The organism is Streptomyces sp. NPDC001889, from assembly GCF_053594535.1.
Genome location: NZ_JBSFER010000006.1, coordinates 266,032 through 280,705, shown reverse-complemented (window position 1 = coordinate 280,705; position 14,674 = coordinate 266,032). Strand labels below are relative to the sequence as shown.

At 74.2% G+C, this 14,674-nt stretch carries 13 protein-coding genes and 1 pseudogene; 13 read left to right on the top strand and 1 reads right to left on the bottom strand.

Annotated features, from left to right (window positions below; all coding sequences use genetic code 11):
* Positions 1-2 precede the first annotated feature (2 nt).
* The 11 genes and pseudogenes from ACWCRA_RS08975 to ACWCRA_RS08925 all read left to right on the top strand — a co-directional run bounded on the left by ACWCRA_RS08975 (position 3) and on the right by ACWCRA_RS08925 (position 11,714).
* Positions 3-1,277 carry a glycosyltransferase gene (locus ACWCRA_RS08975; RefSeq protein WP_451067135.1) on the top strand — a complete coding sequence of 425 codons (1,275 nt, stop codon included), beginning with the start codon at positions 3-5 and terminating at the stop codon, positions 1,275-1,277.
* Positions 1,274-2,536, top strand: coding sequence for a class I SAM-dependent methyltransferase (locus tag ACWCRA_RS08970; RefSeq protein ID WP_451067134.1), 1,263 nt, complete (start codon positions 1,274-1,276; stop codon positions 2,534-2,536). Before ACWCRA_RS08975 ends, ACWCRA_RS08970 begins: the two co-directional genes overlap by 4 nt.
* A 13-nt stretch (positions 2,537-2,549) precedes the next feature.
* Entirely contained in the window at positions 2,550-3,371 is an 822-nt protein-coding gene (locus tag ACWCRA_RS08965) for a glycosyltransferase family protein (RefSeq protein ID WP_351542999.1), read from the top strand.
* Positions 3,368-4,015, top strand: coding sequence for a PIG-L deacetylase family protein (locus tag ACWCRA_RS08960; protein WP_351542998.1), 648 nt, complete (start codon positions 3,368-3,370; stop codon positions 4,013-4,015). Before ACWCRA_RS08965 ends, ACWCRA_RS08960 begins: the two co-directional genes overlap by 4 nt.
* Positions 4,016-4,018: 3 nt before the next feature.
* Positions 4,019-5,044: an NAD-dependent epimerase/dehydratase family protein gene (locus ACWCRA_RS08955; RefSeq protein ID WP_451067133.1), complete on the top strand. Its 1,026-nt coding sequence runs from the start codon at positions 4,019-4,021 to the stop codon at positions 5,042-5,044.
* Positions 5,032-6,315 carry a DUF4910 domain-containing protein gene (locus ACWCRA_RS08950; RefSeq protein ID WP_451067132.1) on the top strand — a complete coding sequence of 428 codons (1,284 nt, stop codon included), beginning with the start codon at positions 5,032-5,034 and terminating at the stop codon, positions 6,313-6,315. The genes ACWCRA_RS08955 and ACWCRA_RS08950 overlap by 13 nt, the downstream gene beginning before the upstream one ends.
* Positions 6,316-6,320: 5 nt before the next feature.
* Positions 6,321-7,630, top strand: a pseudogene (locus ACWCRA_RS08945) (hypothetical protein).
* Complete coding sequence (locus ACWCRA_RS08940; RefSeq protein WP_351542991.1) at positions 7,627-8,583, top strand: glycosyltransferase family 2 protein; 957 nt, start codon at positions 7,627-7,629, stop codon at positions 8,581-8,583. Before ACWCRA_RS08945 ends, ACWCRA_RS08940 begins: the two are co-directional and overlap by 4 nt.
* The gene (locus ACWCRA_RS08935) at positions 8,580-9,830 is read left to right on the top strand and encodes a polysaccharide pyruvyl transferase family protein (protein WP_451067131.1); all 1,251 of its coding nucleotides are present in this window, start codon (positions 8,580-8,582) and stop codon (positions 9,828-9,830) included. Before ACWCRA_RS08940 ends, ACWCRA_RS08935 begins: the two co-directional genes overlap by 4 nt.
* Complete coding sequence (locus tag ACWCRA_RS08930) at positions 9,827-10,378, top strand: dTDP-4-dehydrorhamnose 3,5-epimerase family protein (protein ID WP_451067130.1); 552 nt, start codon at positions 9,827-9,829, stop codon at positions 10,376-10,378. The genes ACWCRA_RS08935 and ACWCRA_RS08930 overlap by 4 nt, the downstream gene beginning before the upstream one ends.
* Positions 10,368-11,714, top strand: coding sequence for a glutamate-1-semialdehyde 2,1-aminomutase (locus ACWCRA_RS08925; protein ID WP_351542983.1), 1,347 nt, complete (start codon positions 10,368-10,370; stop codon positions 11,712-11,714). Before ACWCRA_RS08930 ends, ACWCRA_RS08925 begins: the two co-directional genes overlap by 11 nt.
* Positions 11,715-11,975: 261 nt before the next feature.
* On the opposite strand, the gene ACWCRA_RS08920 is transcribed toward ACWCRA_RS08925, so the two are convergent.
* Positions 11,976-12,650 (bottom strand): phosphatase PAP2 family protein, encoded by a 675-nt coding sequence (locus ACWCRA_RS08920; RefSeq protein ID WP_451067129.1) that lies wholly within the window; start codon positions 12,648-12,650, stop codon positions 11,976-11,978.
* A gap of 337 nt (positions 12,651-12,987) precedes the next feature.
* Here ACWCRA_RS08920 and ACWCRA_RS08915 point away from each other — a divergent pair, with 337 nt between their 5' ends.
* Together ACWCRA_RS08915 and ACWCRA_RS08910 are read left to right on the top strand one after the other, a co-directional pair.
* Entirely contained in the window at positions 12,988-13,422 is a 435-nt protein-coding gene (locus tag ACWCRA_RS08915; protein ID WP_451067128.1) for a VOC family protein, read from the top strand.
* A gap of 534 nt (positions 13,423-13,956) precedes the next feature.
* Positions 13,957-14,571: a hypothetical protein gene (locus ACWCRA_RS08910; RefSeq protein ID WP_451067127.1), complete on the top strand. Its 615-nt coding sequence runs from the start codon at positions 13,957-13,959 to the stop codon at positions 14,569-14,571.
* Positions 14,572-14,674 lie beyond the last annotated feature (103 nt).

Here is a 14,674-nt window from a genome sequence, read left to right as displayed (position 1 = left end):
CCATGCATGTCCTCGTGGTGCACAACCGCTACTCCTCGGCCCAGCCGAGCGGGGAGAACAACGTCGTCGACCAGGAGAAGGAGCTGCTGCGCGCGGCCGGCCACCGGGTCGGGGCCTTCGAGCGGCGCAGCGACGACATCGCCGCCCGCTCCCTGCCGGGCAAGGCCGCGATCCCGCTGCTGGTGCCGTGGAACCCGGCGGTCCGCGCGGAGCTGGCCACCCGGCTCCGCACCGAGCGGCCCGACGTGGTCCACATCCACAACGTCTTCCCGCTGCTGTCGCCCGCGGTGCTGGCCGCCTGCGCCGACGCCGGTGTGCCCGCCGTCGCCACCCTGCACAACTACACCCAGGTCTGCCCGCCCGGCACGCTGCAACGCGACGGCCGGCCGTGTACCGAGTGCGTCGGGACGGCGCCGCTGCCCGCCGTCCGGCACGGCTGCTACCGCGGCTCCCGGCTGGCGACGGTGCCGCTCGCGGTGAGCCTCTCCGTCAACCGCCGCCGGTGGTGGTCCGGTGTGGAACGGTTCTTCTGCATCTCGGCGGCGCAGCGGGACATCCTGGTGCGGGCCGGTATGCCCCCCGGGCGGCTGGCGGTGAAGCACAACTTCGTGCCCGACCCGGACCACCGCCGATCGGGCGACGGCGAGTATCTGCTCTATCTCGGCCGGCTGGCCGAGACCAAGGGCGTACGCCTGCTCATGGCCGCGTGGGACGAGATCGCCGCGGCCGGCGGAGTGGGCGTGCCGCTGGTGATCGCCGGCGCGGGCCCGCTGGAGAGCGAGGTCACCGCCTGGGCGGCGGGCCGGGACGATGTGCGGTACGCCGGCCTCTACGACCCGGCCCAGTGCCGGCGGGCCCTCGCGCGGGCGGTCGCGGTGGTGGCCCCCTCGACCTGGCTGGAGGCGTTCGGCCTGGTGGCCGCGGAGGCGATGGCGGCCGGGGTCCCGGCCGTCGCCGCCGGTCACGGCGCCTTCGCCGAACTCGTCGAGGACGGCGTGACCGGCCTGCTGCACCGGCCGGGGGACTCCGCCTCACTCGCGGACCGCCTGCGCCGGATCACGGCCGAACCGGCCCGCAACCGGGAGATGGGCCGGGCGGCCCGGCGCCGATACGAACAGGGCTTCAGCCCGGCCGTCGGGCTGGAGCGCCTGCTGGAGGGGTACCGCACCGCGATCGCGGGTCGGTCGGGCGGCGGGGACGGCCCGCCGCCGGTGGAGGACACAGGCACTGGCTCGCGGCGGGGCACCCGCGCGAACAGGGATGGGGGCAGTAGATGACACGATGCCGACTCTGCGGATCGGCGGCGCTGGCCAGCGTCGTCGACCTGGGGGCGACCCCGCCGTGCGAGAGCTTTCTCGCCGCGGACCAACTCGACCAGCCGGAACCGGCGTACCCGCTGCACCTGCGGGTCTGCACCGACTGCTGGCTCGCGCAGATCCCTCCGCTGATCACCCCGGAGGAGACCTTCACGCAGTACGCCTACTTCTCCTCGTACTCGACCTCCTGGGTGGAGCACGCGCGCGCCTTCGTCGCCGGCACCGCACAGCGGCTCGGCCTCGGACCGGACTCCTTCGTCGTCGAGGTCGCCAGCAACGACGGCTATCTGCTGAGGCACATGGTGGACCGGGGAATCCGCTGCCTCGGCATCGAGCCCTCGGTGAACGTCGGCGCCGCGGCACGGGACGCGGGCGTGCCCACGCTCACGGAGTTCCTGGACCCGGCCACCGGCGCGGCCGTCCGCGCCGAGCACGGCCCGGCGGACCTGGTCGTGGCCAACAATGTGTACGCGCACATCCCCGACGTCGTGGGCTTCACCCGGGGGCTGCGCGCCCTGGTCGCCGACGACGGCTGGGTCTCCATCGAGGTGCAGCACCTGCTGACCCTCATCGAGGAGAACCAGTACGACACCATCTACCACGAGCACTTCCAGTACTACACGGTCGCCTCCGCGGCCCGGGCGCTGGAGAGCGGCGGACTCGCGCTCGTGGACGTCGAACTGCTGCCCACCCACGGCGGCTCCATCCGGCTGTGGGCCCGGCCGGCCGAGGCGGCCCGGGGAGCGTCCCCCGCCGGAGCCGCTCCCGGAGCCCGGGACAGGGTGGCCGGCGCACTGGACCGGGAGAAGGCCGCCGGGCTGCGGGAGCTGTCCGGGTACACCGATTTCTCCGCCCGGGTGGCGAAGGTCCGCCGGGACCTTCTGCGGTTCCTCGTCGAGGCGGCCGAGCGCGGTGAGACGGTCGTCGGCTACGGCGCCCCGGGCAAGGGCAACACCCTGCTCAACCACTGCGGCATCCGGCCCGACCTGCTCCCGTACACGGTCGACCGCAACCCCTACAAGCACGGCAGGTTCACCCCCGGCACCCGCATCCCGATCCTGCCGCCCGAGCGGATCAGCGCCGACCGGCCGGACTATGTGCTGGTCCTGCCCTGGAACCTGCGGGCCGAGCTGGTCGAGCAACTGTCCTTCGTGCACACCTGGGGCGGCCGGCTGGTCTTTCCCATACCGGAACTGAGCATTGTCGAGGCCGCGTCATGAAAGAGGTCACAGCATGAAGGTCGTCCTGTTCTGCGGCGGCTACGGGCTGCGGATGCGCAGCGGAGCCTCCGACGACCTGCCCAAACCGATGGCGATGGTCGGCCCGCGACCGCTGATCTGGCATGTGATGCGCTACTACGCGCACGCCGGGCACACGGAGTTCATCCTCTGCCTCGGATACGGCGGCCACCACATCAAGAACTTCTTCCTCACCTACGAGGAGACGGCGTCCAACGACTTCGTGCTGCGCAACGGGCGGACCGAGCTGCTCTCCACCGACATCGCCGACTGGACGATCACCTTTGTGCAGACCGGGATCGAGTCACCGATCGGGGAGCGGCTGCGCCGGGTGCGGCACCACCTCGACGGCGACGAGATGTTCCTCGCCAACTACGCCGATGTGCTCACCGACGCCCCGCTGCCGGAGATGATCGACCGGTTCGCCCGGCGCGACGCCGGCGCCTCGATGATGGTGGTGCCGCCGCAGTCCTCGTTCCACTGCGTGGAACTGGGCGAGGACGGCCTGGTCGGAGGCATCACCGCGGTGAGCGAACTCCCGCTGTGGGAGAACGGCGGCTACTTCGTGCTCCGCCAGGAGATCTTCGAGCACATCCCGGAGAACGGGGACCTGGTCGCCGACGGCTGCGCCCGGCTGGCCACGAAGGGCCGGCTGACGGCGTACCGGCACCGCGGCTTCTGGAAGCCCACCGACACCGTGAAGGAGCGGGCCGCGCTCGACGCCGCCTACGCCCGGGGCGACCGCCCCTGGGCCGTGTGGGAACGGGACGGCGCGCGGGCCGGCGGGTACGGCGCAGGCGCGGGGACGACCGCGTGATCCGGCTCGGGGCCGGGCGCCCGGACCGGATCGTCGCGGTGGGCGCCCACTGCGACGACATCGCCATCGGCGCCGGCGGCACGCTGCTGACGGTGTGCCTCGCGCGGCCGGGTGTCCGCGTCGACGCGCTGGTGCTCTCCGGCGGCGGCGGTGAGCGGGAGCGGGAGGAACGCGACGCGCTCGCCGCCTTCTGCCCGGACGCCGATCTGCGGCTGACCGTGCTCAAACTGCCGGACGGCCGGCTGCCGGCGCGATGGGACGAGGCCAAGGCCGCCGTGGAGGAACTGCGCGCCAGGACCGAGCCGGACCTCGTGCTGGCCCCCCGGACCGATGACGCGCACCAGGACCACCGCGGCCTGGCGAAGCTGGTCTCCACCGCCTACCGCGACCACCTCGTGCTCGGCTACGAGATCGTCAAGTGGGACGGCGACCTCGGCCGCCCGGTGGCGTACCAGCCGCTGTCACCGGAGACCGCCGAACGGAAGGTGCGGCTGCTGCACGAGCACTACCCCTCGCAGCGGCACCGGCCCTGGTACGACCGCGAGGCCTTCCTCGGCCTCGCGCGGATACGCGGCATCGAATGCCACACGCGGTACGCCGAGGCGTTCGCCGTCACCAAACTCACTCTCGACCTGGGGGAATGAACCTTGCGCGTGCTGCTGACCGGACACCAGGGCTACCTGGGCACCGTGATGGCCCCGATACTCGGCTCCGCCGGGCACGAGGTCGTCGGTCTGGACGCGGGCCTGTTCGCCGACTGCGTACTGGGCCCACCGCCCGCGGACCCGCCGGGCCACCGGGTGGACCTCCGCGATGTCACGGCCGACCATGTGGCCGGGGTGGACGCCGTGATCCATCTGGCCGCGCTCTCCAACGACCCGCTGGGAGCGCTGGCGCCGGACCTCACCTACGACATCAACCACCACGCGTCCGTACGGCTGGCCAGGCTGGCCCGCGACGCCGGGGTGCGGCGCTTCCTGTACGCGTCGACCTGCTCGGTCTACGGCGCCGCCGGCGGCGGCGGCCTGGTGGCCGAGGACGCCCCGCTGCGCCCGGTCACCCCGTACGCGGAGTCCAAGGTGCGGGTGGAGGACGATCTGCACGCCCTGTCCGACGGCGACTTCACCCCGGTGTTCCTGCGCAACGCCACCGCCTTCGGCCACTCGCCCCGGCTGCGCGCCGACATCGTGCTGAACAACCTGGTGGGCCACGCGCTCCTCTCCGGCGAGGTACGGGTGCTCTCCGACGGCACCCCCTGGCGCCCGCTGGTGCACGCCGCCGACATCGCACGGGCCTTCACCGCCGCGCTGACCGCCCCGAGGGAGGCCGTGCACAACCGGGCGTTCAACATCGGCAGCGAGACCAACAACGTCACGGTCGCCGAGATCGCCGAGCAGGTCGCCGAGGCGGTGGAGGGCTCACGGGTGGTCGTCACCGGCGAGACCGGCGCCGATCCGCGCTCCTACCGGGTGGACTTCTCGCGGTTCCGCGCCGCGGTGCCCGGCTTCGACTGCGAGTGGACGGTGAAGCGGGGCGCGCTCGAACTCGCCGACGCCTACCGCGAGCACGGGCTCACCCGCGAGGACTTCGAGCGGCGCTTCACCCGGCTGGCCGTGCTGCGCGCCGCGTCCGGCGCCGGTGCCGTCGACGACACCCTGCGGTGGCGCCGGTGACAGCGGTGGGCGAGGAGATGCACGCCCTGGTGGAGCGGCTCTACCCGCTCTGCCGGAGCATCACCGGCGACGGGGTGCGCGCCACCCTGGAGATCGTCGGCGAGTACATCCCGCTGCGCGTGCACGAGGTGCCGACCGGGACGCGGGTGCTCGACTGGACGGTGCCGCAGGAGTGGAACATCCGGGACGCCTACATCGCCGACAGCGCCGGGAACCGGGTCGTCGACTTCGCCGCGTCCAGTCTGCACGTGCTCGGCTACAGCGTGCCGGTGGCGGCGACCATGTCCCTGGCCGAGCTGCGCGGACATCTGCACACCCTGCCCGACCACCCGGCCTGGGTGCCCTACCGCACCAGCTACTACACGCCGGACTGGGGGTTCTGCCTGTCCCAGGAGACCCTGGACGCGCTGCCGGACGGCGAGTACGAGGTGTGCGTCGACTCCACACTCGGCGACGGCCATCTCACCTACGCCGAGCACGTGGTCCCCGGACAGGTCCCCGACGAGGTGATCGTCTCCTGCCATGTCTGCCACCCGTCGCTGGCCAACGACAATCTCGCCGGTGTCGCGGTGGCCACCCACCTGGCCCGGGCGCTCGCGGAGAGCGCACCCTGGTACACCTACCGGTTCCTGTTCGCGCCCGGCACCATCGGCGCGATCACCTGGCTGGCCCGCAACGCGGACCGGATCGAACGCGTCAGACACGGGCTGGTGCTGGCCTGCGCCGGTGACCCGGGCCGGCTGACGTACAAGCAGAGCAGACGCGGCGACGCGGAGATCGACCGGGTGATGCGGCATGTGCTCCGCGAGTCCGGCCGCCCGCACCGGGTCACCGAGTTCACCCCGTACGGCTACGACGAGCGGCAGTTCTGCTCGCCCGGGTTCGACCTCGGCGTGGGGTCGCTCAGCCGGACCCCGTACGCCGGGTACCCCGAGTACCACACCTCGGCGGACAACCCGGACTTCGTCTCCCCGGAGGCGATGGCGGACACCCTCGCCGTCTGCCGCGAGGCGTTCGCCGTGCTGGACCGCGACCGGCGGTACCTCAACCTCAGCCCCTACGGCGAACCACAGCTGGGACGGCGCGGGCTGTACGACTCCCTCGGCGGGCGCAGCGACGCGAAGCAGGCCCAGATGGCCATGCTCTGGGTGCTCAGCCTCTCCGACGGCGAACAGAGTCTGCTGGACGTCGCCGAGCGCTCCGGGCTGCCGTTCGGCACCGTCGCCGCCGCGGCCGACGCCCTGCACGCCGCCGGGCTGATCAAGGCGTGACGCCGATGACCACCGGGAGGAAGAGGACGCCCGCCCCGGCGGCCCGGGACGGACACACCCGGTCCGCCACCGGGCGGGCGATCGCGGGTCGGCTCTCCTGGGGACTGGCCGACCAGGCGGTCTGCAGCATGACCAACTTCGCGGTGGGCATCCATGTGGCGCGCTCGCTGGGGCTGGCCGCATTCGGCGTCTTCAGCCTGGCCTGGGTGACCTACGGGGTGGTGCTCGGTGTCTCCCGGGGGCTGGCCACCGACCCCCTCGCGGTCCGCTTCAGCGGTGTGCCGACCGCGTCCTGGCGCGCCGCCGCCGCCCGGTCGACGGGGACCGCCCTCGGCGTCGGCACCGTCCTCGGCGCGGTCTGTCTGACGGCCGGGACGGTCATCGGAGGCACCGTGGGGCTCGCGTTCGCCGCCCTCGGCACCGTCCTCCCGGGACTGCTGCTTCAGGACGCCTGGCGGTACGCGTTCTTCGCCGCCGGCACCGGGCGCAAGGCCTTCGCCAACGACCTCCTGGGCGGTGTCGCGCTCATCCCCGCCATGGTGGCGGCGGACCGCGTCGGCAGCGTGGCCGCGTCCGTGCTCGCCTGGGGCGCCGCCGCAGCGGTGGCCGCGGGGTACGGCTGCGTCCAGTCCGGCATCCTGCCCCGGCCGGCCGGAGCGCGCGCGTGGCTCCGCGAACAGCGCGACCTCGGCTACCGGTATCTCGCCGAGAACGTCGGCGTCAGCGGCGCGGCCCAGGTGCGGGCGTACGGCCTCGGGGCGATCATCGGGGTCAGCGCGGTGGGAGTGGTCCGGGGCGCGGAGCTGCTGCTCGGCCCGTTCCTCGCGGTGCTGATGGGGCTGTCGCTGGTCACCGTCCCCGAGGCGGCCCGGGTGCTGCGGCGGGCCCCGCGCCGGCTGGGCGGGTTCTGTCTGCTCCTCGGCGCCGGACAGGCCGCCGCGGCCCTGCTCTGGGGAGCGGCCCTGCTGCTGGTGCCGGACCGGGCCGGCACCGCCCTGCTCGGCGGCGTCTGGCACGCCGCGTCGGAACTCATCGTGCCGGCCACCCTCGGTGTCGCGGGCGCCAGCCTCGGCACCGGCGCGGCGGCCGGCCTGCGCGCGCTCGCCGCCGCCCGGCGCGGCCTGCGCTGCCAGCTCTTCGCCTCCGTCTGCTATGTCGGCGGCGGGCTCGGCGGAGCGGCCGCGGCCGGCACGGTCGGCTCGGCCTGGGGCGTCGCCGCCGCCACCGTCAGCAGCTCGGCCGTGTGGTGGCTGCACCTGCGGTCCGCCCTGCGCGAGCGCCACCAGAACCCATCCGTGAAGTGAGGACACCATGACGGCATTCCGCCGCCCGCCCCGGCTCAGCATCGGCCTGCCCGTGTACAACGGCGAGGAGTATCTCGCCGAGGCGTTCGACGCCCTGCTCGGCCAGACCTACGAGGACTTCGAACTGGTCGTCTCCGACAACGCCTCGGCCGACGGGACCCAGGACATCTGCCGCCGGTACGCCGCGCGGGACTCGCGCGTCCGATACCTCCGGCTGCCCCGGAACATCGGCGCCGCGCCCAACCACAACCATGTGTTCACCGAGTGCCGCGGCGAGCTGTTCAAATGGGCCTCGCACGACGACCTGTACGCCCGGGACCTGCTGCGCCGCTGCGTGGAGGCGCTGGACGAGCGGCCGGACACGATCCTCGCGCACACCGGCCAGGCCGTCATCGACGGCGACGGCCGGGTGAAGGTCCCGTACGCCTACGGGCTCGCCACCGACTCGCCGCACGCGCCCGAGCGCTTCCGCAGTCTGCTGTTCGAGCCCGGGGGCGACGACTTCTACGGCGTGATGCGGGCCGACACGCTGCGCCGGGTGAAGCCGCACGACAGCTACCACCACGCCGACCGCGCCTTCGTCGCCGAGATCGTCCTGCACGGCCCCTTCCACCAGGTGCCGGAGCTGCTGTACTTCCGCCGCGACCACCCCACCCGGGCCGAGCGGGCGAACCCCGGCAAGCGCGCCCGGTGCGTCAACCTGGACCCGCGCCGGGCGGGCCCGCTGCACCCGACGCCCCGGCTGCTCGCCGAGTACGTCTGGGGTTTCGTCGCCGCGATCCGGCGGGCGCCGCTGTCCCCGGCCGACCGGCGCGCGTGCCACCGCCATCTGGCCGCCTGGATGGCCAGCCGGCTCCGGCCGGGCGCCGGTGAACGGGTCGAGGACCGCGCCCCGGTCGACCCGGACCGGGTCACCGTCTCCGTCGACGCCCTCGTCGCCGGCCGCGAGGGGAGGCGGACATGAGCCCCGCGGACGGGACCCCGGTGCGCGTGGGGGTGTTCGGCCTGCTCGGCTCCGGCAACCTCGGCAACGACGGGTCGCTGGAGGCCGTGCTCGGATACCTCCGCGCCGAGCACCCGGAGGCGGTCGTGGACGCGCTGTGCGGCGGGCCCGAGGCCGTCACGGCCCGGTACCGGATTCCCGCGACACGGCTGCACTGGTACCGGGGGGAGTACCGGACCGCGTCGCGTGCGGGCGCCGTCGCCGCCAAGGGCCTCGGCAAACTCGTCGACGCCTTCCGCACCGCCGCCTGGGTCCGCCGGCACGACGTGGTGATCGTGCCGGGCATGGGCGTCCTGGAGGCCACGCTGCCGCTGCGGCCCTGGGGCTTCCCCTACGCCCTGTTCCTGCTCAGCGCGAGCGGCCGGCTGTTCGGCACCCGGGTCGCGCTGGTCGGTGTCGGCGCCGCCGCGATCCGCAGCCGGCCCACCCGCGCCCTGGTGCGCTGGTCGGCGCGGCTGGCCGCCTACCGCTCGTACCGGGACACCCTGTCCCGCGACGCGATGCGGGCGATGGGCGTGGACACCGCGCACGACGAGGTCCACCCCGATCTCGCCTTCGCCCTCCCCGCGCCCCCGGCCGTCGCACCCCAGGGCCCGCCGGGCCCGGTCTGTGTCGGCGTCATGGCCTTCCACGGCGGCAACGACGACCGCGCCCGCGCCGAGGAGATCCACCGGCGCTATCTCGACGGGACGACCCGCTTCGTCCGCGCGCTGGCCCGGGAGGGCAGACCGGTCCGGCTGCTCACCGGGGACCGGGTCGACGCGCCGGTGGCCGGCGCGATCCTCGCCGCGGTGGACTCGCCGCTGGTCACCGCCGCCGAGACAGCCTCGCTGGCCGACCTGATGAGGGAGATGGCCGCCGCCGACACCGTGGTGGCCACCCGCTACCACAACCTGGTCTGCGCCCTGAGGGTCGGCACACCGACGCTCGCGCTCAGCTATGCCGCGAAGAGCGACGCGCTCATGGCCCGGATGGGGCTGGGCGCGTACTGCCATCCCGCCCGCGAGGTCGACGCCGACCGGCTGCTCGCGCAGTTCCGGGAGCTGGAGCGGGGATCGGCGGAGGTGCGCCGGACCCTCACCGAGCGGAATCTGGTCACCGCCCGGCACCTCGGGCACCAGTTCACGGCCCTGACCGCCGCCCTCTTCCCGGCGGCCGGCCCCACCCACCCCCACCCCCACCCCCACGCCCTGCGGGAGGCTCCATGAAGGCGACCGGAGTACCGGCGATCGTCGGCGCGTACCTGTTCGAACCCACCCCGCACGCGGACGAACGCGGCTTCTTCTGCCGTACCTTCGACGCCGATGTGGCCCGCTCGGTGGGTCTCGACCCGGACGCCTTCGGCCAGGACAGCGTGTCCCGCTCGGTCCGGGGGGTGCTGCGCGGACTGCACCTGCGCGCCGGCGCCGGCGAGGCCAAGCTGGTGCGGTGCTCCCACGGGAGGATCTTCGACGTCGTCGTGGATCTGCGGAAGGACGCACCGACTTACGGCGGCCGGGCCTTCTTCGAGCTGTCCGGCGACACCCAGGTGACGCTGTACATCCCGGCGGGGTGCGCGCACGGCTTCCAGGCCCTGACCGACACCGCCGATGTCTCGTACCGGATCGACCGCCCGCACGATCCGTCCGAGGACGTGACGATCGCCTTCGACGACCCGGAGCTGGCCATCCCCTGGCCGCTGCCGGTCACCGCGATGTCCCGGCGCGACCGGGAGGCACCGGGCCTCGCCGAGGCCCTGCGGAACCATGGGAAGTGAGACCGGCGTGGACGACAGCGGAGAATTCCTCCTGCCCCGGTCGCGGCTGGCGAACGAGCGCCTGCACGCCCTGATCCCCGGGGGCGCGCACACCTACGCCAAGGGCGACGACCAGTACCCCGAGGGCCTGGCCCCGGTCATCAGCCACGGCCGCGGCGCCCATGTGTGGGACGTCGACGGCAACCGCTACATCGAGTACGGCTCCGGCCTGCGGTCGGTCAGCCTCGGCCACGCCCACCCGCGCGTGGTCGAGGCGGTGCGCGGGGAACTCGACCGCGGCAGCAACTTCGTGAGGCCGTCCATCGTGGAGGTCGAGGCCGCGGAGCGCTTCCTGGCCACCGTGCCGACCGCCGAGATGGTGAAGTTCGCGAAGAACGGCTCCGACGCCACCACCGCCGCGGTACGGCTGGCCCGCGCCGTCACCGGGCGCCGGCGGGTGGCCCTCTGCGGGGACCATCCGTTCTTCTCCGTCGACGACTGGTTCATCGGCACCACGCCGATGTCCGCGGGCGTCCCGCCGGCGGCCACCGAGCCGACCGTCGCGTTCCCCTACGGTGATCTGGCCGCCGTGGAGGAGCTGTTCGCCCGCCACCCGGACGAGATCGCCTGTCTGATCCTCGAACCCGCCACCCACACCGAGCCGCCGCCCGGATACCTCGCCGGCCTGCGCGAGCTGGCCGACCGGCACGGCTGTGTCCTGGTCTTCGACGAGATGATCACCGGCTTCCGCTGGTCCGAGGCGGGTGCCCAGGGGCTGTACGGCGTCGTCCCCGACCTCTCCACGTTCGGCAAGGCGCTGGGCAACGGGTTCGCCGTCGCCGCGCTGGCCGGGCGCCGCGACCTCATGGAGTGGGGCGGGCTGCGCCACTTCGGCGACCGGGTGTTCCTGCTCTCCACCACGCACGGCGCGGAGACCCACTCGCTGGCCGCCGCGATGGCCGTGCTCACCACCTACACCGAGGAGGGCGTCACCGCGCGGCTGCACGCCACCGGCGAGCGGCTGGCCGCCGGAATCCGCGATGCCGCGTCCGCCATGGGCGTCGGCGAGCACCTCGTCCTCCGGGGCCGGGCCAGCAATCTGGTCTTCGCGACCCTCGACGAGAACCTGCGGCCGTCGCAGCGCTACCGCACCCTCTTCCTGCGCCGCCTTCTCCTGGGCGGGGTCCTCGCGCCGTCGTTCGTGGTGAGCGACGCCCTCGACGACACCGACATCGACCGCACCATCGACACCGTGGCGCAGGCCTGCGCGGTCTACCGCAAGGCGCTGGACGCCGGGGACCCCACTCCCTGGCTGGCCGGGCGACCGGTGAAGCCCGTCTTCCGCCGGCTGGTGTGAGGCGAGGCGCGTGCGTGCCGGGGGTCTCGGCACACCGGGCCGTCGGCGGGGTCGCTCTCCGGGGCATCGCCGGGCCGGGGCGACCGTCCCGGGCCGTGCCCGTCGCGGCACTGCTGCCGGAGAGCCGCGTCCGGGCCGATCACCGCACCGGCACCGAGTGACCATGACCGCCGGGGCCCGCCCGGTCGCGGCCGCTCGGCGCGATGTCCGCCCGGGCGCACGGCCGCCCGGGCGAAACGGCGGCGCGCGGCGGCCGGGCGCTCAGCGGCGCTCCCGCCGGCCGGCGCCCGCCATCCGGTCGACCAGCCACGCGGCGGCCGGTGTCACCGCCAGCGCGGTGCACCAGCCCCCGAGGACATCGGTCGGGTAGTGCGCGCCCAGAGCGACCTGGGCCCAGCCCATGGCCGCGCCGGCCGCCAGCGCCGAGGCGAGCACGAGCGACGCGCCGGCCCTTCCTCCGAGGCCGGGCCTGCCGGTCGCGAGCAGCGCCACCACGAGGGCGAGCGCGGTGAGAAAGGCGGTGTGCCCGCTCGGGAAGGACAGATGTTCACCGTGGATCGTGCGTCCCACCAGGGGCTTGAGCAGTGTCGTCGCCCCCACGGTCAGACCGGTGCCGGCCACGACGAGCACCGCCGCGCGAGGCCGCCGCGACAGCAGACAGCCCGTCACGGCGGCCACGACCAGCACCGCCGCCCCGGCGGGCTCCGCCAGGAAGTCCGTGGCCAGAGCGGCGTTCCGCCAGGGCGGCGGCACACCGTCCACCGCCGGCTGGATCGACGCGTCCACCCCGCCGGGCCGGCCGTGACCGGCGTACAGCACACCGAGCGCGACGACCGTCAGCGCGGCGAGGACCGCGATCAGCCCGAGCCACCCGCGCAGCGCCGGGGGCAGCACCGCGCGCTCCGGCCCGCCCGTCACGACCCGGCCCGCTGACACCCTCGCCCCACGGCGGCCGGGCGCTGACCACGGACGCCCCCGGCGACCGGGGTCCCACTCCCGGTGGCAGGGCGGCGCCGGCCGGCACCGCCCGGCCCGATGAGCGCGTCCGCCACCCGGCGCGCACTCTCGCAGACCATCCGGCGGATGCGATGCACCTCCCCCTGCCGTCGAGTCCGGCCGGACCACGCGGGAGCCCTCGGCAGCCCCGGGCCCGAACTCACCACCGTAGCCGCCAATCCGCCCCCGGAGTACCGGTTCCGGACGATCCCCGGGCCACGGCACGCAGGCCGGGGGGCCGTGCCTCAGCCCCCGCCCGCGCCGGGATCATAGGAGCATGGCCCGACTCCATGACATCGTGTTCGACGCCGCTCGGCCCGCGGCCACGGCTCGCTTCTGGGCTGCGGCTCTGGACGGTTACGCCGTCGCGCCCTATGACGACGCGGAACTGGCCCGCTTGCGCTCCGAGGGCATCACCAGCACGGAGGACGACCCCACGGTGCTGGTGGAGTCGGCCGACGGAGGGCCCCGTCTGTGGTTCCAGCTCGTGCCGGAGACCAAGAGGGTGAAGAACCGCGTGCACCTGGATCTGCGCGCCGTCGACCCGGAGGCGGAGATCCGGCGCCTGACCGCTCTCGGGGCGACGGTCCATGCCCGGTACATGAAGAGCACGGACAGCACGGGCAGCACGGACAGCACGGACAGCACCGCCAATGTCGTGCTGACCGATCCCGAGGGCAATGAGTTCTGTCTGTCCGCCGCGGACCGTTGAGCGCCGGGGTGGCTCGCCGGCCCGGCCGCCCATGGAGCACTGGACGAGCGGCGGGGGCCGCCCGGGTGCCGTGACCTGAGCCGGACGGGACACCGCAAGGGCGCGCACGGTCCGGCCGCGTGCCCCTCGGAGAGTGCGGGGACGGGACCGGGCCGGCGCGGGAGCCGGCGCTCGCGGTGCGCGACCGCCGGGGCCGGCGGAAGCCGTCCGCCCCGCGCGGGGTGGATCTTCCATGAGGGACCACCCCGCGCGGAGTGGTCCGTCACGGAAGAGCGTCCGCGAGATCACCTGCCGCGCGCCGTCACCACGGCACATCGCGCCGGACCGGCCGGGGAGTCCGCTGTCAGCGCGGGGGGTCGCAACGGACGGACGCCCGGTGACAGTTGGCTCGTTCTCCCGCTTCACAGCCGGCGGACCCTGTGGGACACCGGAGGACAGGTCGCCGTCGCGGGGCCGGCGCGCCGTACGTCGGCGAGGCCGCGACCGCTCCCTGGGCTGCGGCCCGTTCGCCACCGGCCCTTCGGGAGGAACTCCATGACACGTCACAGACGGCTGCGCACCGCCCTGATCACCGTGACCGCCGTCGCGGTCGGCTGGCTGACGGTGCCCGGCGCCCCGGCCACCGCCGGGACGGCGCAAGCGCCGGAGCGGAGCGGCCGGGTCAGCGAGGAGGTCTCACCGCGGGTCGCGGTCCCGGCGGGCATCTACCAGATCAAGCCCCGGGTCCCCCTCGGAACCTGTTTGCGCGCCGGACCGCAGTCCGGGGACACCGGTGTCTACGTCGGCTCCTGCGACGGCACCACCGACCGGTGGCGGATCGGGCCGACCGCGGCGTCCCATGGACCGGAGTTCATGGAGGCCCGCAACCTGACCACCGACATGTGTCTGGACGCGTTTCATCTGAGCGGGGACAGGACGGGCCGCGTCGACTTCTTCCCGTGCAGCCGGCGAGCCGACCAGGCATGGGACTTCCGCGGCGGCACCTCCGCCGAGACCTGGGCCTGCGTGGCGTCCAGCCCCCACTGCGACTTGGTGCTGCGGGTGGGCAGCGAGTCCACGGCCTGGGGCGGGCTGCGGGCGGTCCTGGGGCAGATCACCAGCGACACCAGCCTGTCGGACCGGCGCTGGAAGCTGTACCCGGTGAGCTGACCCGCGCCCCGGGAGATCCGCCTGCCGGTGCTGCGCTTCCCCCTCCGGGCAGGACGCGGTGCGGGGAGGCGTCCCGGACACGCCTCGGCCGGGCCGCCCGCCG

What these genes read in the sequence shown, in the direction of transcription:
- ACWCRA_RS08975 (WP_451067135.1), top strand. Translation starts at nt 3, where the DNA reads ATGCATGTCCTCGTGGTGCACAACCGCTACTCCTCGGCCCAGCCGAGC.
- ACWCRA_RS08970 (WP_451067134.1), top strand. Translation starts at nt 1,274, where the DNA reads ATGACACGATGCCGACTCTGCGGATCGGCGGCGCTGGCCAGCGTCGTC.
- ACWCRA_RS08965 (WP_351542999.1), top strand. Translation starts at nt 2,550, where the DNA reads ATGAAGGTCGTCCTGTTCTGCGGCGGCTACGGGCTGCGGATGCGCAGC.
- ACWCRA_RS08940 (WP_351542991.1), top strand. Translation starts at nt 7,627, where the DNA reads ATGACGGCATTCCGCCGCCCGCCCCGGCTCAGCATCGGCCTGCCCGTG.
- ACWCRA_RS08935 (WP_451067131.1), top strand. Translation starts at nt 8,580, where the DNA reads ATGAGCCCCGCGGACGGGACCCCGGTGCGCGTGGGGGTGTTCGGCCTG.
- ACWCRA_RS08930 (WP_451067130.1), top strand. Translation starts at nt 9,827, where the DNA reads ATGAAGGCGACCGGAGTACCGGCGATCGTCGGCGCGTACCTGTTCGAA.
- ACWCRA_RS08925 (WP_351542983.1), top strand. Translation starts at nt 10,368, where the DNA reads ATGGGAAGTGAGACCGGCGTGGACGACAGCGGAGAATTCCTCCTGCCC.
- ACWCRA_RS08915 (WP_451067128.1), top strand. Translation starts at nt 12,988, where the DNA reads ATGGCCCGACTCCATGACATCGTGTTCGACGCCGCTCGGCCCGCGGCC.
- ACWCRA_RS08910 (WP_451067127.1), top strand. Translation starts at nt 13,957, where the DNA reads ATGACACGTCACAGACGGCTGCGCACCGCCCTGATCACCGTGACCGCC.